This is a genomic window from Mesorhizobium sp. GW821-FHT04C10 (assembly GCF_059420305.1).
This window is the reverse complement of the sequence record NZ_JBWKTL010000001.1, coordinates 2,486,144-2,502,940: the sequence shown is the minus strand read 5'-3', so window position 1 is coordinate 2,502,940 and position 16,797 is coordinate 2,486,144. Positions and strand designations below refer to the sequence as shown.

At 64.0% G+C, this 16,797-nt stretch carries 16 protein-coding genes; 10 read left to right on the top strand and 6 right to left on the bottom strand.

The window, feature by feature from the left end; genetic code table 11:
* Nucleotides 1–63: 63 nt before the first annotated feature.
* On the top strand, nt 64–1,188 hold the full coding sequence (locus tag AC07UC_RS12015) for a DUF2333 family protein (RefSeq protein ID WP_140771502.1): 1,125 nt from the start codon (nt 64–66) through the stop codon (nt 1,186–1,188).
* A 393-nt stretch (nt 1,189–1,581) separates the two neighbouring features.
* Nucleotides 1,582–3,261 carry a formate--tetrahydrofolate ligase gene (locus AC07UC_RS12010; protein WP_140771504.1) on the top strand — a complete coding sequence of 560 codons (1,680 nt, stop codon included), beginning with the start codon at nt 1,582–1,584 and terminating at the stop codon, nt 3,259–3,261.
* A 67-nt stretch (nt 3,262–3,328) separates the two neighbouring features.
* Here the strand turns inward: AC07UC_RS12010 and AC07UC_RS12005 are convergent, their stop codons facing one another.
* Nucleotides 3,329–3,973, bottom strand: a complete 645-nt coding sequence (locus tag AC07UC_RS12005; protein ID WP_202326101.1) for a cysteine hydrolase family protein — start codon at nt 3,971–3,973, stop codon at nt 3,329–3,331.
* Between the two features lie 125 nt (nt 3,974–4,098).
* Between AC07UC_RS12005 and AC07UC_RS12000 the strand changes: the two genes are divergently transcribed.
* The gene (locus AC07UC_RS12000; protein WP_140771508.1) at nt 4,099–5,094 is read left to right on the top strand and encodes a GlxA family transcriptional regulator; all 996 of its coding nucleotides are present in this window, start codon (nt 4,099–4,101) and stop codon (nt 5,092–5,094) included.
* A 52-nt stretch (nt 5,095–5,146) separates the two neighbouring features.
* On the opposite strand, the gene AC07UC_RS11995 is transcribed toward AC07UC_RS12000, so the two are convergent.
* Together AC07UC_RS11995 and AC07UC_RS11990 are read right to left on the bottom strand one after the other, a co-directional pair.
* On the bottom strand, nt 5,147–5,707 hold the full coding sequence (locus tag AC07UC_RS11995) for a cytochrome b/b6 domain-containing protein (protein ID WP_140771510.1): 561 nt from the start codon (nt 5,705–5,707) through the stop codon (nt 5,147–5,149).
* A 5-nt stretch (nt 5,708–5,712) separates the two neighbouring features.
* Nucleotides 5,713–5,979 (bottom strand): PepSY domain-containing protein, encoded by a 267-nt coding sequence (locus AC07UC_RS11990; RefSeq protein WP_140771512.1) that lies wholly within the window; start codon nt 5,977–5,979, stop codon nt 5,713–5,715.
* Nucleotides 5,980–6,147: 168 nt separating this feature from the next.
* Between AC07UC_RS11990 and AC07UC_RS11985 the strand changes: the two genes are divergently transcribed.
* A complete protein-coding gene (locus AC07UC_RS11985) occupies nt 6,148–6,807 on the top strand; it encodes a response regulator (RefSeq protein WP_494905863.1) in 660 nt (219 codons plus the stop codon).
* Nucleotides 6,804–8,135, top strand: a complete 1,332-nt coding sequence (locus AC07UC_RS11980) for an ATP-binding protein (protein ID WP_494905861.1) — start codon at nt 6,804–6,806, stop codon at nt 8,133–8,135. Before AC07UC_RS11985 ends, AC07UC_RS11980 begins: the two co-directional genes overlap by 4 nt.
* Before the next feature lie 2 nt (nt 8,136–8,137).
* On the opposite strand, the gene AC07UC_RS11975 is transcribed toward AC07UC_RS11980, so the two are convergent.
* Nucleotides 8,138–8,695, bottom strand: a complete 558-nt coding sequence (locus AC07UC_RS11975) for a sugar O-acetyltransferase (RefSeq protein WP_494905859.1) — start codon at nt 8,693–8,695, stop codon at nt 8,138–8,140.
* A 140-nt stretch (nt 8,696–8,835) separates the two neighbouring features.
* On the opposite strand from AC07UC_RS11975, the gene AC07UC_RS11970 reads away from it, so the two are divergent.
* Both AC07UC_RS11970 and AC07UC_RS11965 read left to right on the top strand, forming a co-directional pair.
* The gene (locus AC07UC_RS11970; protein WP_140771520.1) at nt 8,836–9,297 is read left to right on the top strand and encodes a DUF4126 domain-containing protein; all 462 of its coding nucleotides are present in this window, start codon (nt 8,836–8,838) and stop codon (nt 9,295–9,297) included.
* On the top strand, nt 9,294–10,670 hold the full coding sequence (locus tag AC07UC_RS11965; RefSeq protein WP_494905857.1) for an FAD-containing oxidoreductase: 1,377 nt from the start codon (nt 9,294–9,296) through the stop codon (nt 10,668–10,670). Before AC07UC_RS11970 ends, AC07UC_RS11965 begins: the two co-directional genes overlap by 4 nt.
* Before the next feature lie 37 nt (nt 10,671–10,707).
* Here AC07UC_RS11965 and AC07UC_RS11960 read toward each other — a convergent pair whose 3' ends face one another.
* Entirely contained in the window at nt 10,708–11,727 is a 1,020-nt protein-coding gene (locus AC07UC_RS11960) for a GlxA family transcriptional regulator (RefSeq protein ID WP_494905856.1), read from the bottom strand.
* Nucleotides 11,728–11,833: 106 nt separating this feature from the next.
* Between AC07UC_RS11960 and AC07UC_RS11955 the strand changes: the two genes are divergently transcribed.
* Both AC07UC_RS11955 and AC07UC_RS11950 read left to right on the top strand, forming a co-directional pair.
* Complete coding sequence (locus tag AC07UC_RS11955; protein ID WP_494905854.1) at nt 11,834–12,592, top strand: class II aldolase/adducin family protein; 759 nt, start codon at nt 11,834–11,836, stop codon at nt 12,590–12,592.
* A gap of 43 nt (nt 12,593–12,635) precedes the next feature.
* Nucleotides 12,636–13,520 carry an alpha/beta fold hydrolase gene (locus AC07UC_RS11950; RefSeq protein ID WP_494905852.1) on the top strand — a complete coding sequence of 295 codons (885 nt, stop codon included), beginning with the start codon at nt 12,636–12,638 and terminating at the stop codon, nt 13,518–13,520.
* Nucleotides 13,521–13,658: 138 nt separating this feature from the next.
* Here AC07UC_RS11950 and AC07UC_RS11945 read toward each other — a convergent pair whose 3' ends face one another.
* The gene (locus AC07UC_RS11945; RefSeq protein WP_494905850.1) at nt 13,659–14,108 is read right to left on the bottom strand and encodes a MarR family winged helix-turn-helix transcriptional regulator; all 450 of its coding nucleotides are present in this window, start codon (nt 14,106–14,108) and stop codon (nt 13,659–13,661) included.
* A gap of 173 nt (nt 14,109–14,281) precedes the next feature.
* Between AC07UC_RS11945 and AC07UC_RS11940 the strand changes: the two genes are divergently transcribed.
* Nucleotides 14,282–16,645 carry a membrane-bound PQQ-dependent dehydrogenase, glucose/quinate/shikimate family gene (locus AC07UC_RS11940; RefSeq protein WP_494905849.1) on the top strand — a complete coding sequence of 788 codons (2,364 nt, stop codon included), beginning with the start codon at nt 14,282–14,284 and terminating at the stop codon, nt 16,643–16,645.
* Nucleotides 16,646–16,797: the final 152 nt, after the last annotated feature.

Below are 16,797 nucleotides of genomic sequence, written 5' to 3'. Positions count from 1 at the left end.
GGCGCATGATGTTATCCAAAAAGTCTGCAACTTTTTGGCATCATGCTGGGGGGTGACACAGCCATGCTCGATCCGATCGTCAATTTCTTCACCCGGATTTTCCAATGGATCGGCCGCGGCATCGGCCTTTTGATCGGCGTCATCCTGTGGCCTTTCATGTGGGCCGGACGCTGGTATACGCAACGCGGCTGGATCCTCAAGGCGGTGGTCGGCCTGGCGCTGCTGGTCTTGATCGGCCTCTACGCCAACTTCTTCTACGCCACCCAGTGGTGGAACAATTTCAACCCCAACTATCCGGACACCTACACTTTCGAGAAGCGCAACGTTTCCGCCGGTGAGCAGGTGACCGCGGGCACCGGCACCGACACGGCCAAGACTTGCGGAAATTCGGGCATTGCCCAGGTGGCCGCGGACCTGACCGACTTCAACGTCAACCAGAATGCCTGGATCTCGTCGATGATCCTCTACAAGCTTGGCCTGTTCGGCATCGACTGGGACAACACGCCCTGGATGGACAACAAGGCCTCGTTCCAGCGTGGCATCAATCAGGCGGTGCGGCGCACGGCGACCGAGCTTGCCGACAATCTCGGCCGCGTGCGCACGACCTCGCAGATCGATGCCGACCTGCAGGACGCGCGCGGCAATCTGCAGTTCGACGAATACACCTGGTATTTCGGCGTGAGCCCGTTCGGTCCGAAGACGCCGACGCCGAGCTATTATCGTGACGCCGTGCGCAAGCTGCGCTCGTTCAACGCTCGGCTGGCCACTTGCCAGGCCACTTTCGATGCCCGCGCCGACAATCTGAAGCAGTATATCGACCGCATCGCATCGGATATCGGCTCGACTTCCGCCATCCTGAAGGAGCGCGCCGAGAACCACAACAATGGCTGGTTCGACACCCGCGCCGACGACCGCTACTGGTTCGCCTACGGCCAGCTCTATGCCTATTACGGGCTGATGAAGGGCGCCCAGGCCGATTTCGAGGACGTCCTCAAGGAAAAGCACCTGCAGAGCCTGTGGGACACGATGGACGCGCAATTCGTCTCGGCCCTGCGCATCCAGCCCTTCATCATCGCCAATGGCCGCGAGGATGGCTGGCTGCTGCCGACGCATCTGACGACGATGGGCTTCTACATCCTGCGCGTGCGCTCCAACATGGTCGAAATCAGCAACGTGCTGACGCAGTAGCGTTCGCCAGCCGCAATGCATGTCGCCCAAAAGTGGTCCCGGTTTTGGGAGAACGGCATGCGCAAGACAAAAGGCTGAAGCGCGCAGCGCTTTAGTCTGGCGATGGCGAATTTGCGCCGTCGCTTCTGTCGCATTCCGTGCATTGTGCGGCTGTTTTGAGACGGCGGAAGCGCCCCTGCTCTGGCTTCTATACGGCGCGGCAAGCGGAGCCAGAAAGAACCGAGAGCAGGTCGGCCGACCGCAGAGGAATTTTCTCTATAGGAAACATAGTTGCATGAAAGTTGACGCCACGGCAGCGACAGGGTTAGAACATGCCCGCGCTCCCGGTTCCAACCTGCGTGCGATAGAGATCAACCCCGTCCCCTCCACCGTCCAATCCAGAGGAAAGCCGTCATGGCCGAAGTGAAGTCCGACATCGAGATCGCGCGCGCCGCCAAGAAAAAGCAGATCCAGGAGATCGGCCAGAAGATCGGCATCCCGACCGAGCATCTGCTGCCCTATGGCCATGACAAGGCCAAGATATCGGCCGAGTTCATAAAGTCGGTGAAGGGCAACAAGGACGGCAAGCTGATCCTGGTCACCGCCATCAACCCGACCCCGGCCGGCGAAGGCAAGACCACCACCACGGTCGGCCTCGGCGACGGCCTCAACCGCATCGGCAAGAAGGCGATCGTCTGCATTCGCGAGGCCTCGCTTGGCCCGAATTTCGGCGTCAAGGGCGGTGCCGCCGGCGGCGGCTACGCACAGGTCGTGCCGATGGAGGACATGAACCTCCATTTCACCGGCGACTTCCATGCCATCACAACGGCGCACAATCTGCTTTCGGCGCTGATCGACAACCACATCTACTGGGGCAATGAGCTCGGCATCGACACCCGCCGCGTGGTGTGGCGCCGCGTCATGGACATGAACGACCGGGCGCTGCGCGAAATCATCTGCTCGCTCGGCGGCGTTGCCAACGGTTTCCCGCGCGAGGCCGGCTTCGACATCACCGTCGCTTCCGAAGTCATGGCGATCCTGTGCCTCGCCACCGACCTGAAGGATCTGGAAAAGCGTCTCGGCGACATCATCGTCGCCTATCGCCGCGACAAGTCACCGGTCTATGCCCGCGACCTCAAGGCCGACGGCGCCATGGCCGTGCTTCTCAAGGACGCCATGCAGCCCAATCTGGTGCAGACGCTGGAGAACAACCCGGCGTTCGTCCATGGCGGCCCGTTCGCCAACATCGCCCATGGCTGCAACTCGGTCGTCGCCACCACGACGGCGCTGAAGCTCGCCGACTATGTCGTCACAGAAGCCGGTTTCGGCGCCGACCTCGGTGCTGAGAAATTCTTCGACATCAAGTGCCGCAAGGCGGGCCTCAAGCCGGCGGCCGCCGTCATCGTCGCCACCGTGCGCGCCATGAAGATGAATGGCGGCGTCAAGAAGGAAGACCTCGGCAAGGAAAACATCGAGGCGGTGAAGAAGGGCTGCGCCAATCTTGGCCGCCACATCGAGAATATCAGGCAGTTCGGCGTGCCGGCGGTGGTTGCCATCAACCACTTCTATTCCGACACCGACGCCGAAATCCAGGCGATGAAGGACTATGTCGCCTCGATGGGCGAGGAAGCCATCCTGTGCAAGCATTGGGCCCACGGCTCGGCCGGCATCGAGGACCTCGCCAACAAGGTGGTGGCGCTGGCCGAATCCGGCGCCTCGCAGTTCGCGCCGCTCTATCCCGACGCCATGCCGCTGTTCGAGAAAATCAACACCATCGTCCAGCGCATCTATCGCGGCTCGGAGGCGATCGCCGACAAGTCGGTGCGCGACCAGTTGCACGCCTGGGAGCAGGCCGGCTACGGCAATCTGCCGGTCTGCATGGCCAAGACCCAGTACTCGTTCTCGACCGACCCGAACCTGCGCGGCGCGCCGACCGGCCACACCGTGCCGGTCCGCGAGGTCAGGCTTTCGGCGGGTGCGGGCTTCGTCGTCATCATCTGCGGCGAGGTCATGACCATGCCCGGCCTGCCCAAGGCGCCGTCCTCGGAAAAGATATTCCTCAACGAGGCCGGCCAGATCGAAGGCCTGTTCTAAAATCCTTCAATTCCAAATGGCAAAGGGCGCCGCAGCGATGCGGCGCCCTTTGTGTTTGCGGATATTCCTACGCGGCGTTGCGCGCCAGCGCCCGCTGATTGGAGGCGTAGATCGTATCGCGTTCCGGGAGGGCACCGGTCTTCAGGCACTCGGCCCATTCGGCGGTCTTCAGCACCGCGGCGAAGCGAGACTGCAGGATGATCGTGACCACGCGGTGGATCTCCTCCGCCGAGGCGTAGCCGGCGCTGTTGGCATAGGGAACCGAGCCGGTCGCGTCGGACAGGAACTCGACGGCAAACCCCATATGCACGGCATGGATAATGGTCGACAGGTCGCAATTATGCGTCATGTAGCCAACGACCGTGATCGTATCGATGGCATTGGCGCGCAGCCAGTCCTCGAGGTCGGTACCGGTGAAGGCCGAGGGCAGCATCTTCTCGACATAGTGGTCGCGGCCGCGCCTGGCGATCTCCGGATGCAGTTCGCCGCCATGGCTGCCCTTGGCGAAGATCGGTGACGTCTCGGGCGCCATCTGCTTGATAACAACCACCTTGATGCCGGCGGCGGCCGCGGCGTCCATGGCGCGCGCCACATTGACAACGCTGTCGCGGAACGGCGGATGCTGGATGGCCAGGTTGCCGCCATCGTAATCGTTCTGGACATCCACGACGACGAGTGCGCGGCGCGGTGTGGTGTTGGCTCTGTCAGACATGGTGTTTTCCTTCGGGCTTGAATGCGATGGGCCGAAAATAGACCGGTCGACGAGCAGCCAAAAGTGGCCCGATTGACATCATTCGAAAGAATTGGGACAATTCAACTTCCATACTGGAAACGCCCATGACCGCCCCGATCATTGCAGTGCTTGCCTTCGACGGCATCAGCCCGTTCCATCTCTCCGTGCCTTGCCTGGTGTTCGGCGCCGACCGCACGAGGCTCGGCCTGCCGCGTTTCGACTTCCGCGTCTGCGGGGCCGAGGCAGGCATGATCGAGACGGATGCCGGGCTGAGCATCCTTGTCCCGCATGGGCTCTCCGCGCTCGATGACGCCGACATCGTCATCATTCCGAGCTGGAAGGATCTCGAAGCCCCGCTGGCCAGGCCGATCAACGAAGCACTCGGCCGCGCGCACCGGCGCGGGGCGCTGATCGTCGGCCTGTGCCTCGGCACCTTTGCCATCGCCGCGGCCGGCCTGCTGTCGGGCCGCAAGGCGACCACGCATTGGGCCTATACGGACCAGTTGCAGGCCCTGCACCCCGACATTTCAGTCGATGCCGATGTGCTCTATGTCGATGACGGGGACATCGTCACCTCCGCCGGGGTCGCGGCCGGGCTGGACTGCTGCCTGCATATCGTGCGCGCCCGCTATGGCGCCGAGGCGGCACTGCGGCTCGCCCGGCACGTCGTGCTCTCACCGCACCGTCAGGGCGGGCAGGCACAGTTCATCGAACGCCCCGTGGCAAGAAGCGCGAATGCCGACCGCTTCACCCAGGCGCTTGACGCGGTGCGCACGACGCTCGGCGAAACACACAGCCTCGACAGCGTCGCCGAATTGGCCGGCCTCACCCGGCGCACCTTCACCCGCCGCTTCCAGAAATCGATCGGCACCAGTTTTGGCGATTGGCTGACCAGCCAGCGTATCGAACTGGCGCAACGGTTGCTGGAAGCCACGGAGAAATCGATGGATATCGTGGCCTTCGAGGCCGGCTTCGGCAGCGCCACATCGCTGCGCCAGCATTTCGCTGCAAGGCTGAGGACATCGCCGGCTCAATACCGGCGGGAGTTTTCCAGGCGGGCCGATCAGGACACGCGCGTGGCGCACGTCCTTTCATCCTGAACGGCGAAGGCGCCGTATCGATACGGCGCCTTTGCATTTCCAACCGCCGCGATCAGGCAACGTCTTCCGGCGATGGCGCACGCTTGCGGCCAGTGACCATGGCGCGAACCAGATTCTCGTGGTGACGCAGGCTGGCCAGCAGCACGCCGCCGACATGAAGCCCGATCAGCACCAGGATGCCATTGCCCAGGATCTTGTGCGTGCCCTCGACCCAGGCCACGCCCCACCAGGCATCGGTGGTCTGCATCCAGCCGGTCAGCGCGATCCCTGCCACGCAAGCCAGAAGGGCCAGCACCATGGCGCCGCCGGCAGGATTGTGGCCTAGATAGCGCCTCTCATCACCCTGCGCCACGTCGGCGAGATAAGCGCTCACCGCGCGCGGCCCGCGAACGAACTGACGGAAGCGCGTGTATCCCGATCCCGCCAACCCGGCGATCAAGCGCGAGGCTATCAGAACGCCCGCGCTGTAGCCCGCCAGCTCATGCACCTTCATGATCTCGCCGGAGGACAGCCACGCCACCGCGACGCACAGGACCAGCGACCAGTGAAAGAGGCGGACGTAAGGGCTCCAGACCTTGACCAATTGTTCTCGTGTCGAAACGGTGGCGTTCATGGCGATCAACCGTCGTCGGAATCGGCGCCGACCGACTCGAGCGTCTTGGGATTGAACACGCCTTCCAGCTTCTTGCCGTTGGCGTCGAGCGCCTTGGCTTCATAGCAGCCATTCTCCGTCTTGATGCTGCGAACCTTCCAACCCTCGCTTTCAAGCTTCTTCTGCAGCGCCTCGCGCGGCTGCCACTGATCGGTCGGCACATCGCATTTGTCCGCGGCGAAGGCTGGCCCGGCAACAGCCATCACCAGCGCGGTCAGGATCAAGGTCTTCATCTTGTTTTCTCCATCGGCCAATTCCGATGTCGCGGAACTTGGCTGTGGAACCTGACAGCCACCTGAACGCCCCTCGCCTCGTGCAAAAGCGGCGATTGGCTTTCGTTCAGCTTCCTGTCAGCCTTGTGCAGCATGAAGGCGGCGTGTTGCCGTGAACACGGAGGTAAGGTGCGCGTCCTGCTGATCGAAGACGACCCCGTGCTGGGCGAGGCGGTGCGCGATCACGTTGCCGCCGATGGCCATGCCGTGGACTGGAGCATCACGCTGGGCGAGGCCAACGAGCACCTGCATGTCGTCTCCTATGAACTCATCCTGCTCGACCTCCATCTCCCCGACGGCAAAGGCCTCGAATTCCTGAAGACACTGCGCCGCGGGGGCACCGATACGCCGGTCATCATCCTGACCGCGCGCGACCAGCTCTCGGACCGCATAGAGGGGCTGAATTCCGGGGCGGACGACTATCTGGTCAAGCCGTTCGATCTGGGCGAGCTATCCGCACGCCTGGCAGCGGTTGCGCGCCGCTACGCGGGAAACCCGAACCCTTTGCTCCGGCTCGGGCCGGTCGAGATCGATCAGGCTTCACGCCGCGTTGTCGTCGACGGCGTGGAGGCCATGCTGACGTCCCGCGAATGGGCGGTGCTGGAGCAGTTCCTGCGCCGGCCCGGCATGACGGTCGGCAAGAACCAGATCGAGGACGCGCTCTATGCCTTCGGCGCGGAGATCGAAAGCAACACCGTCGAAGTCTATGTCAGCCGCCTGCGCAAGAAGATCGGGCGCCAGACGATCACGACCGTAAGGGGGCTGGGCTACCGCCTGGCATCGCCATGAGGGTCCTCAACAGCCTTGCCGGTCGCGTCGTTGCCTCGCTGATCCTGGTTACGGTGGCCCTTGGCCTGATTGCCGCGGCCACCGGAAGCATCACCCTGCATCGGGAGATCAACGAAGCCATGGACAGCTCGATGCAGGAAGCAGCCCGCCGCCTGCTGCCGCTCGTCATCGACGATCTCTTCGGGCGCGACACGTCGCAATCACCGCGCGGGCTGGCAGAGGCCGTTCCGGATGATGACGGCGGCCGCATGGTCTACCAGGTCCGCGATGGCGCCGGCCGCATCCTGATGCATTCCTATGGTGCGCCAACCCAGCCGCTGACCGCCCGGTTGGCGCAAGGGTTCTCGGAAGAAGCCGGCTGGCGCATCTACACCGAGCCCGCGGTCAGCGGCACGGTCTTTGTTCAGGTCGCCGAACTCGACACGCGGCGCAACGAGGAAACATTCGAAGCCGCGACCGGGTTCCTGGTGCCGATGATCATCCTCATCCCGTTGAGTGCAATCGTCGCTTGGCTGACCGTGGCGCGCTCGCTCAGGCCAATCGCCACACTGCGCGGGGAGATCAGCGCCCGCCACGGCGACAATCTGGCGCCCATCCACGCCGAGGAGCTGCCCTCCGAACTTGCCGCCATTGCCAAGTCGGTCAACAGCCTGATGCGGCGCCTCGACATGGCACTCGACGCCGAAAAAGAATTCACCGCCAATGCCGCGCATGAATTGCGCACGCCGATCGCCGGCGCGCTGGCCCAGACGGAGCGCCTGATTGCCGAAGCTCCCGACGAGGCCTCGCGAAAACGCCCACGCCAGATCAAGCGGGCCCTGTCCGACCTCGCCGACCTGTCGGAAAAGCTGATGCAACTGGCGCGCGCCGATGCCGGAGTGGCGGTCGCCGGCAAGCCAGCCGATCTTGCCGAGGTCGCGGCACTGGTGGTCGAAGACTTCGAGCAGCGCGGCCAGAACAAGGGCCGCCTTCGCCTTGAAACGCCGAAGGCCAAGGCATACGCCGCGATCGACACCGATGCGCTGGCCATCGTCCTGCGCAACCTCATCGAGAATGCCTTGCGGCATGGCGCCGAAGGCGGCGAAGTTGTCGTGCGCATCGACGAGGACGCCCGGCTCAGTGTGATCAACCAAGGTCTGGTGGTTCCGGCCCCGGAGAGCTTGATCAAACGGTTCGAACGCGGCGCGACTCGTGCCGAGGGGTCAGGTCTCGGATTGGCGATCGTCAACAAGATCCTGCAACAGATCGATGCGACGCTGGTCCTGAACTCGCCAGCATCCGGCCGGCAGGATGGTTTTGAGGCAACGATCCGGTTTCCCAAGGTGTAACGTCAACGGCGTTTGACCGGTCGCGCCGGATTGCCGACCACCGTCTCGTTCGCGGGCACATCACGCGTCACCACGGCGCCGGCGCCGACGATGGCGCCCTCGCCGATGCTGACGCCGCCAAGGATGATGGCGCTGCCGCCGATCCACGCATGGGCGCCGATCTCGACCGGCCTGGCGATCTCAAGCCCCGCCTGTCGCCCCGCAGCTTCCTTGTGGTGCTCGGCGCAATAGATCTGCACATTGGGGCCAAGCAGCGTTCCCTTGCCGATGCGCACGCTTGCCGTGTCGAGGATGGTGCAGCCGGCATTGAGGAAGACGCCGTCGCCGAGAACGATGTTGAAGCCGTAGGCGCAGTGGAACGGCGCCTCGATGCGCGCGCCTTCCCCCACGCTACCAAGCAATGCCTTCAGGCCCGGCCCGAGATTGCCACGCTGCCGCGGCGGCAGGCAATTGTGCTCGAACACGGCTTCGCGCGCCGCGACGCGCAGCGCCTCCAGCTCGTCATCGAGGCAAGTGTACCATTCGCCGGCCGCCATCTTCGCGCGCTCGCTTCCAGCCATGGCGTGGTCTCCCATTGACGTCTTTGAAAAGCACGAGTGCGGCCAGCAGGAAAGCGCCAATCCCAGTACTGGTCAAATATCGGACCTATGGTAGCCTGTAGTCTCAAGGCCGTCCTGGCCAGTGATCGAGGGGGATCAACATGCTCTTGCTTCTTGCACTTCTGATCGGTGTCATTGCCGGCCTGCGCGCCATGACAGCGCCGGCCGCGGTCGCCTGGGGCGCCTATCTGGGCTGGCTGCCGGTTGCCGGCACCTGGGCCAGCTTCATGAGCCATTGGGCCGCTGTCGGCATCTTCACCATCCTGGCCATCGTCGAACTCGTCACCGACCAGCTACCGTCGACGCCAAGCCGCAAGGTGCCACAGCAATTCGGCGCCCGCATCCTGCTTGGTGCTTTCAGCGGCGCGGTGATCGGTGCGACCGGCGGTTCCACCATAGGCGGCCTGATCGCCGGCGCCATCGGCGCGGTCATCGGCACGTTGGGCGGCGCCGAAGCGCGCGGCCGGCTGGCGGCCGCCTTCGGCAAGGATCCGCCCGCCGCCTTCATCGAGGACGCGGTGGCGATCATCGGTGGCCTGCTGATCGTTGCGGCGGTCGTATGACGGCAAAAACCTTCGACGCCATCATCATCGGCGCCGGCCAGGCGGGGTCGCCATTGGCGGGGCGGCTGTCCGCCGCTGGCATGAGCGTGGCGCTGATCGAGCGCAAGCTGGTCGGCGGCACCTGCGTCAACACGGGCTGCATGCCGACCAAGACCATGGTTGCCAGCGCCTATGCCGCGCATCTGGCGCGGCGCGCCGCCGATTATGGCGTCACGCTCGGCGGCCCGGTCGGTGTGGATTATCAACGGATCAAGGCGCGCAAGGACAAGGTCACCAACGATGCCCGCGGCAATCTGGAGACATGGATCGCCGGCATGAAGGACTGTACCCTCTACCGCGGCCATGCGCGCTTCGAATCCGCCAACACGGTGCGTGTCGGCGACGACCTTTTGAGCGCCGAAAAGATCTTCCTCAACACGGGCGGCCGCGCCTCGGTGCCCGATTTGCCCGGCATCCACGACATCGACTACCTGACCAATTCCTCGATGATGGATCTCGACGTGCTGCCACGCCACCTCATCGTGGTCGGCGGCAGCTACATCTCGCTCGAATTCGCGCAGATGTTCCGCCGCTTCGGCTCGGACGTCACCGTGATCGAGAAGAGCCCGCGCCTGACCGGCCGCGAGGACGAGGATGTCTCGGCCACCATCCTCTCCATCCTCGAGAATGAAGGCATCGCGGTCCATGTCGGCGCCGACGACATCGGCTTCGCCAAGCGAGGCGACGACATCGCGGTGACCTTCTCGGCCAGCAAGCCGGCGGCCGTCGGTTCTCATGTGCTGCTGGCGCTGGGACGCACCCCTAACACCGACGATCTCGGCCTCGACAAAGCCGGCGTCGCGGTCGACAAGCGCGGCTTCGTCATCGTCGACGATCAGCTGCGCACCAGCGTACCCGGTATCTGGGCGATGGGCGACTGCAACGGCAAGGGCGCCTTCACCCACACCTCCTACAACGACTACGAGATCGTCGCGGCCAATCTGCTCGACAATGATCCGCGCAAGGTCAGCGACCGCATCGAGGCCTATGCGCTCTACATCGACCCGCCGCTCGGCCGCTGCGGCATGACCGAGGCAGCCGTAAAGAATTCCGGACGCCGCGCGCTGGTCGGCCAGCGACCGATGACGCGTGTCGGCCGCGCCGTCGAAAAGGGCGAGACGCAAGGGTTCATGAAGATCCTTGTCGATGCCGACACGCGCGAAATCCTCGGCTGTTCGGTGCTCGGCCCCGGCGGCGACGAGGCGGTGCATTGCGTGCTCGACCTGATGTACGCCAAGGCACCCGTCGACACTCTGGCGCGCGCGGTGCACATCCACCCCACCGTCTCGGAGCTGCTGCCCACGATTGCCCAGGAGTTGAAGCCGCTGGTCTGAACAGTCGTCTCCGCTGGCGCCGGCATCCCGAATGCCCTCATCTTTTCGGCTGACTCCTGTGCAGGCTCACGCGTTTGCTGAAATTCCGGGCTGGAACCGCTTGCACATTGCCTGATGCACGCAGTTCCGCCAGCAGCTTGCGCGGCGAGCGGCCGAATTCGTCCGCGAAGCAGCGTGAGAAGGCGGAGAGCGACCGGAAGCCCGAGGCGAAGGCAATTTCGGAGATGCCCATGTCACTCTGGAACAACAGTTGCTTTGCGTGATTGAGGCGCAGCTTTCGATAATAGGCCATCGGCGCCTCGCCGGTCGCCAGATGAAAAACGCGAGCGAACTGGCGTTCCGAAAACCCCGCACGACGGGCCAGCGCGTGAAGCGCAAGCGGCGCCTCCACGGTCTGCCGCATGATGTGCAGGATTGTCTCCAGATCGGCATCGCCATGGCGTTCCGAGGGGCTTGCCGTGGAACCGTCCGGCGGTGAGAGAACGGCATCGGGCGATACCATGTCGCTGGCGACATCCCTGGCAATCGCCGCGTTGCAGTGCTTTTCGATCAGCATCAGCAGAAGTTCGACGGTCGCCATGCCGCCGGCACAAGTGATGATCGAACGGTCGACCACGACGGGCCGGTCCTGGACCTTTGTTTCGGGAAACTGCTCGCGAAATGCTGCCGCCGCGCCCGGATGGACAGTGATGGTGCGGTCCCGGATCAGCCGCGCTTCCGCAAGCAGGAAGACACCGCTGTCGATGGCGCCGAGAACCGTGCCCTTGCCGCCTGCGCGGACCAGCCAGCGCCGCATGTGCGGCGTCACGGTCCGCGCCTGATCGTCACCGGCAACGATGAATGCATAGGCAAGCTCCGGCGCGTCGTTGAGAGCGGCATCGCAATCCACGGCAATGCCATTGCTGGCTTCGACGGCCTGGCCATCCTCGCTGAGGATCTGCCAGTCGAAGGCGCGCCGCCCCGCATATTTGTTGGCGAGCCGCAGCGCCTCCATTGCCAGCACGACCACGTACATCGGGAACAGGCGAACCAAGACAAAACCAAAACGGACGGGCATGGACAGGCTCATCGTACAAAGTTGTCATTTTCCGACACATGGCCAGAAATGTCAAAATAGCTGTCAGTCGCGTGGGATAGTCGGTCATCTCCAAGGAGGAACCCAGATGCAAGGAAACCACCCCCGCATTGCCGATGCCGACATGGAATGGCCGTTGCGGGTCGACCTCGCCGCGGCGTTCAGGCTGGCGGCACAGTTCAACTGGCACGAGTCGGTCGGCAACCATTTCAGCGTCGCTATCTCGCCAGACGGAAAGCGTTTCCTGATGAATCCGCGCTGGCGGCATTTCTCGGGGATCAAGGCTAGCGACCTGCTGGCGCTCGACGCCGAAGACCGGGAAACGATGCAGCGGCCGGACGCGCCCGACCGGTCAGCCTGGGCCATTCATGGCCAGTTGCATGCGCGGCTGCCACAGGCGCGTTGCATAGTGCATCTCCACCCGCCCTACGCGACGGCGGTGGCGGCGCTTGCCGATCCATCTCTGAAACCGATCGACCAGAACACCGCCCGTTTCTACGACCGCATTGCCATCGATCTTGCGTTTGGCGGCATCGCCGATGACGCCGCCGAAGGCGCACGCCTTGCCGGTGCGCTCGGCAACCGCCGGATTCTCATGATGGGCAACCACGGCGTCCTGGTGACGGCGCCCACCATCGCGGAAGCCTTCGAGGACCTCTATTTCCTCGAGCGGGCGTGCCAGACCCTGATCCTCGCCTATTCCAGCGGCCAGGCATTGAACATCATGTCACCGCAGCTGGCAGAGCGCACGGCGCTCGACTGGGAGGATTATTCCGGCATGAGCTTCGCCCATTTCGAGGCGTTGAAGCGCAGCCTCGACAGGCAAGATTCCACCTACGCGGCTTGATGTTGTTCGCACCGGTCTGGTGCGCTCGAATCTGAGGTGACCGATGGTTTTTGAGAACTTCCACACGCAAACCGTGACCCTCGACGAAGTCACGATCCACTACCGCATCGGCGGCAAAGGACCGCCCTTGCTGCTCTTGCACGGCTGCCCGCAAAGCCACCTGATGTGGCACAAGCTGGTAGCGGTCCTGTCGCGCGAATTTACGGTCGTGGCGAGCGACCTTCGCGGTTATGGCGACAGCAGCAAACCACAAGGATTGCCAGATCATTCGAATTATTCGTTTCGGGCGATGGCGGCGGACCAGAACGAGCTTATGGCGCGGCTTGGCTACGGGAGCTTCTCGGCCATCGGCCATGATCGCGGAGCGCGGGTCCTGCACCGCATGGCACTGGATTTTCCCGGTCGGCTGCAAAGGCTGGCCTTTCTCGACATTCTGCCGACGACGGTCCTTTACGAACAGACGGACAGGCACTTCGCGAACGCGTATTGGGAATGGTTTTTCTTCACCCAGGGCCAGGGTTTTCCGGAAAAGCTGCTGAGCGCCGATCCCGAAAGTTTCCTGCGCTATGAACTCGGCCATCTCGTCGATGACGGCACGATCGATCCCGAGGTCTGGAACGAATATCTGCGCGTCCTGCAGGACAAGGCGTCGATGCATGGTATGTGCGAGGACTATCGCGCCGGCGCCACGATCGATCTTGCCCATGACGCGGCTGATGCCGGCCGGCGCATCGAAATGCCTTTGCTGCTTTTGTGGGGCGCACGCAATCCGGTGTGGAAGCGCTTCGACATGATCGGGGTATGGGAGCGGTTTGCACATGACGTCGCCGGCCGCGCAATCGAAGCGGGGCATTATCTCGCCGAGGAGGCGCCGGATCGCGTGCTGGCTGAGCTTCTTCCATTCATGAGGCGAGCCGGTCGCGTCTAGAGCAATTCCAGGAAAAGTGTGCAACGGTTTTCCGTCCGGAATTGCATAAAAAGAAATAGTTAGAGCGGTTCTGCGATTCCGTGAAACGCTGAACCGCTCTAGATCCCGCATCTTCGCCCAGGGCCCCTGGTCTGAAACCTATTCGGCTTCCGGTCCGGTCAGCTTCGCCTCCAACCGGCCGAGCAAGAGCATTGCGCTTCTCAGTTCAGCGTCACCGATATCGCTGAGCAGCTCGGCGCGCAGCACCGCCAGCAGGCGCTCGATCTCGGTCACACGGCCGCGCCCGGCATCGGTGAGCGACAGGATCTTGGCCCGCCTGTCGGCGGCATCCTCGGTGCGCGTCACCAGCCCCTCCTCGACCAGCAGGTCGACGATGCGTACCAGGGACGGCCCCTCGAAGCCAAGATGATCGGCAAGGACACCCTGGCGCCGATTGTCACCCAGCCGCGACAGCATCACGAGTGGCATGGCGGTGGCATGCGACAGGCCGCAATCGTCGAGCGCCTTGTCGGCCGCGCGCCGCCAAAGCCTTGCGACTGATATAACCAGTTGGCCAAATCTGGCACGATCCGGGTCTTGCTTGGACATGGTGAAAAAGATAACATGCTATTTATTAGGTTGCGATAAAATTCTTTTCCCTGGCGAAGCCCCAGTCGCCAAGAACCGGAAGCCGACGACCGAGCTCCAAAGATCGCCCTGACGGCCCTTTTCGGCCGCCGCGACCGCGAGGCGCCGCCCCCCGGAAAAGCGTGAGGACCGATATGTCGAAACAAGATTCCAACAGCTCCGGCGGCATCTGGCTGCTCGTGCTTTTCGGCCTGGTGCTGATGATCATCGGCCTGCCGCTGCTCTATGGCGGCGTCCAGCTCATCGGTCTTGGCGGCTCCTGGTATTATGCGCTGGCCGGCGCCGGCATCATCGTTTCCGGTTTCCTCTTCGCCTTGCGCCGGCGCGCAGGCTTCTGGCTCTACCTCCTCATCTTCCTTGTCACCATTGCCTGGGCATTGTGGGAGGCCGGACTGAACTTCTGGCCGCTGGTGCCGCGGCTGGTCGCGCCGGCGGTGCTGGCCGTGATCGCCCTCCTGCTGGCGCCGCTGTTCCCGTCATCCGGCGGCGGCAAGCGCGGCCCGTTCGCCGTTGCCGGTGTCCTCGTGCTCGGCCTGATCGCCACTGCCGCCTACGCCTTCCAGCCACATGGCGTGATCCGCGACATGGCCGTCGCCAGCGAAGCGCCGCCGCTTGCCGCGGCCGCCTCCAGCACCGACTGGCGCCATTACGGCCGCACGCCCGCCGGCACGCGCTATGCGCCGATCGGCCAGATCAACAAGGACAATGTGAAGGACCTCAAGGTCGCCTGGACCTTCCGCACCGGCGATATACCGGTCAAGGGCGCCGAGGACCAGAATACGCCGCTGCAGATCGGCGACACGGTCTACACCTGCTCCTCGAAAAATGTCGTCAACGCGCTCAACGCCGAAACCGGCGAGCCGCGCTGGAAATTCGACCCGAAAGCTTCGGCGCCGCTGTGGCAGCGCTGCCGGGGCGTCAGCTACTACGAGCCGGCGGCCGATGCCGCGGCCGGTGGCGCCCCAGCGGTCTGTGCCGGGCGCATCGTCATGACCACCATCGATGCGCGGCTGATCGAGATCGATGCCAAGACCGGCCAGCCTTGCCCGGATTTCGGCCAGGGCGGCACCGTCGACCTCAAGCAAGGCATGGGCGAGGTGAAGGCCGGTTTCTACTTCCAGACTTCTGCGCCCACCGTCATGCGCGACCTAATCATGGTCGGCGGCTGGGTCTGGGACAATGTCGAGACCGGCGAGCCGTCAGGCGCCGTCAGGGCCTTCAGCGCCAGGACAGGCGAGCTGATATGGGCCTGGGACCTCGGCAATCCGGCGATCACCAAACTGCCGCCGGAAGGCCAGAGCTACACGCGCGGCACGCCCAACGTCTGGTCGACGCCGAGCTATGACGACGCGCTTGGCCTCGTCTATTTGCCGACCGGCAACGCCACGCCCGACTTCTTCGGAGCCGAGCGCAGCAAGGCGGCGGAGGATTACACCGCTTCGGTCGTCGCGCTCGATATCGCCACGGGCCGCGAGCGCTGGAAATTCCAGACCGTGCATCATGACCTCTGGGACTATGACCTTCCCTCGCAGCCGGCGCTCTATGACGTGCCCGACGGCAAGGGCGGAAAGGTGCCGGCGCTGATCCAGGTCACCAAGCGCGGCCAGATCTTCATGCTCGACCGCCGCGACGGCAAGGCGATCGCCGAGGTGCAGGAAAAGCCGGTGCCGCAGGATGGCGGCGCGAAGGAGGATTTCCTGTCGCCGACCCAGCCCTATTCGGTCGGCATGCCTTCGATCGGCGATAAGCCATTCACCGAAGCCAGCATGTGGGGCGCCACTCCGTTCGACCAGCTCTATTGCCGTATCGGCTTCAAGAAGCTGCGCTACGAGGGCGAGTTCACACCGCCGGGCCCGACGCGTTCGCTGCAGTTTCCCGGCTACTATGGCGGCATGAACTGGGGCAGCGCCTCGATCGACGAGGCCAACGGCTACCTGATCGTCAACGACATCCGCATGCCGCAATTCGTCGAATTGCTGCCGCGCGCGGTGGCCGACAATTATGGCCCCTCGGCGGCGCATGACGGTCTGGGCACCCAGCTCGGCACGCCGTATGGCGCGCTCAAGAACGGCTTCATGTCGCCGCTCGGCGTGCCCTGCCACCAGCCGCCCTACGGCACGATCAGCGCCATCGACCTGAACACGCGAAAACTCGTCTGGCAGGTTCCGGCCGGCACGCTGCAGGACACCGGCCCGCTTGAGATGAAGACCGGCCTGCGGATCCCGATCGGCATGCCCTCGCTCGGCGGCCCTGTGACGACTGCGGGCGGGCTCGTCTTCTATGCCGGCACGCAGGATTATTATCTGCGCGCCATCGACGTCGCCACCGGCGAGGAGCTTTGGAAAGGCCGCCTGCCGGTCGGCGCGCAGGCGACGCCGATGACCTACACCTCGCCCGCAAGCGGCCGCCAGTTCGTCGTCGTGTCGGCGGGCGGCGCGCGTCAGTCGCCCGATCGTGGCGACTACATCATCGCCTATGCCTTGCCAAAGGCGCCATGATCGGGAAAGGCTCGTTCCCCAAGGCTGATCGCAAACGAGGCGCTGCGGCGCCTCGTTTCAATCTGCTCCACGCTTTCTGCATCGCTGCAATGCAGCAATATACATTGCGCCCGGCACGGCTCCTCGCGCAGACTCAGAATTGAACCGATTCA

Bases quoted from the DNA above. Each gene is read 5' to 3' on its own strand.
- AC07UC_RS11970 (WP_140771520.1), top strand. From the start codon at position 8,836: ATGCTCTTGCTTCTTGCACTTCTGATCGGTGTCATTGCCGGCCTGCGC.
- AC07UC_RS12000 (WP_140771508.1), top strand. From the start codon at position 4,099: ATGACCGCCCCGATCATTGCAGTGCTTGCCTTCGACGGCATCAGCCCG.
- AC07UC_RS12015 (WP_140771502.1), top strand. From the start codon at position 64: ATGCTCGATCCGATCGTCAATTTCTTCACCCGGATTTTCCAATGGATC.
- AC07UC_RS11965 (WP_494905857.1), top strand. From the start codon at position 9,294: ATGACGGCAAAAACCTTCGACGCCATCATCATCGGCGCCGGCCAGGCG.
- AC07UC_RS11950 (WP_494905852.1), top strand. From the start codon at position 12,636: ATGGTTTTTGAGAACTTCCACACGCAAACCGTGACCCTCGACGAAGTC.
- AC07UC_RS11975 (WP_494905859.1), bottom strand. From the start codon at position 8,695: ATGGCTGGAAGCGAGCGCGCGAAGATGGCGGCCGGCGAATGGTACACT.
- AC07UC_RS11980 (WP_494905861.1), top strand. From the start codon at position 6,804: ATGAGGGTCCTCAACAGCCTTGCCGGTCGCGTCGTTGCCTCGCTGATC.
- AC07UC_RS12010 (WP_140771504.1), top strand. From the start codon at position 1,582: ATGGCCGAAGTGAAGTCCGACATCGAGATCGCGCGCGCCGCCAAGAAA.
- AC07UC_RS11995 (WP_140771510.1), bottom strand. From the start codon at position 5,707: ATGAACGCCACCGTTTCGACACGAGAACAATTGGTCAAGGTCTGGAGC.
- AC07UC_RS11990 (WP_140771512.1), bottom strand. From the start codon at position 5,979: ATGAAGACCTTGATCCTGACCGCGCTGGTGATGGCTGTTGCCGGGCCA.
- AC07UC_RS11955 (WP_494905854.1), top strand. From the start codon at position 11,834: ATGCAAGGAAACCACCCCCGCATTGCCGATGCCGACATGGAATGGCCG.
- AC07UC_RS12005 (WP_202326101.1), bottom strand. From the start codon at position 3,973: ATGTCTGACAGAGCCAACACCACACCGCGCCGCGCACTCGTCGTCGTG.
- AC07UC_RS11940 (WP_494905849.1), top strand. From the start codon at position 14,282: ATGTCGAAACAAGATTCCAACAGCTCCGGCGGCATCTGGCTGCTCGTG.
- AC07UC_RS11945 (WP_494905850.1), bottom strand. From the start codon at position 14,108: ATGTCCAAGCAAGACCCGGATCGTGCCAGATTTGGCCAACTGGTTATA.
- AC07UC_RS11960 (WP_494905856.1), bottom strand. From the start codon at position 11,727: ATGCCCGTCCGTTTTGGTTTTGTCTTGGTTCGCCTGTTCCCGATGTAC.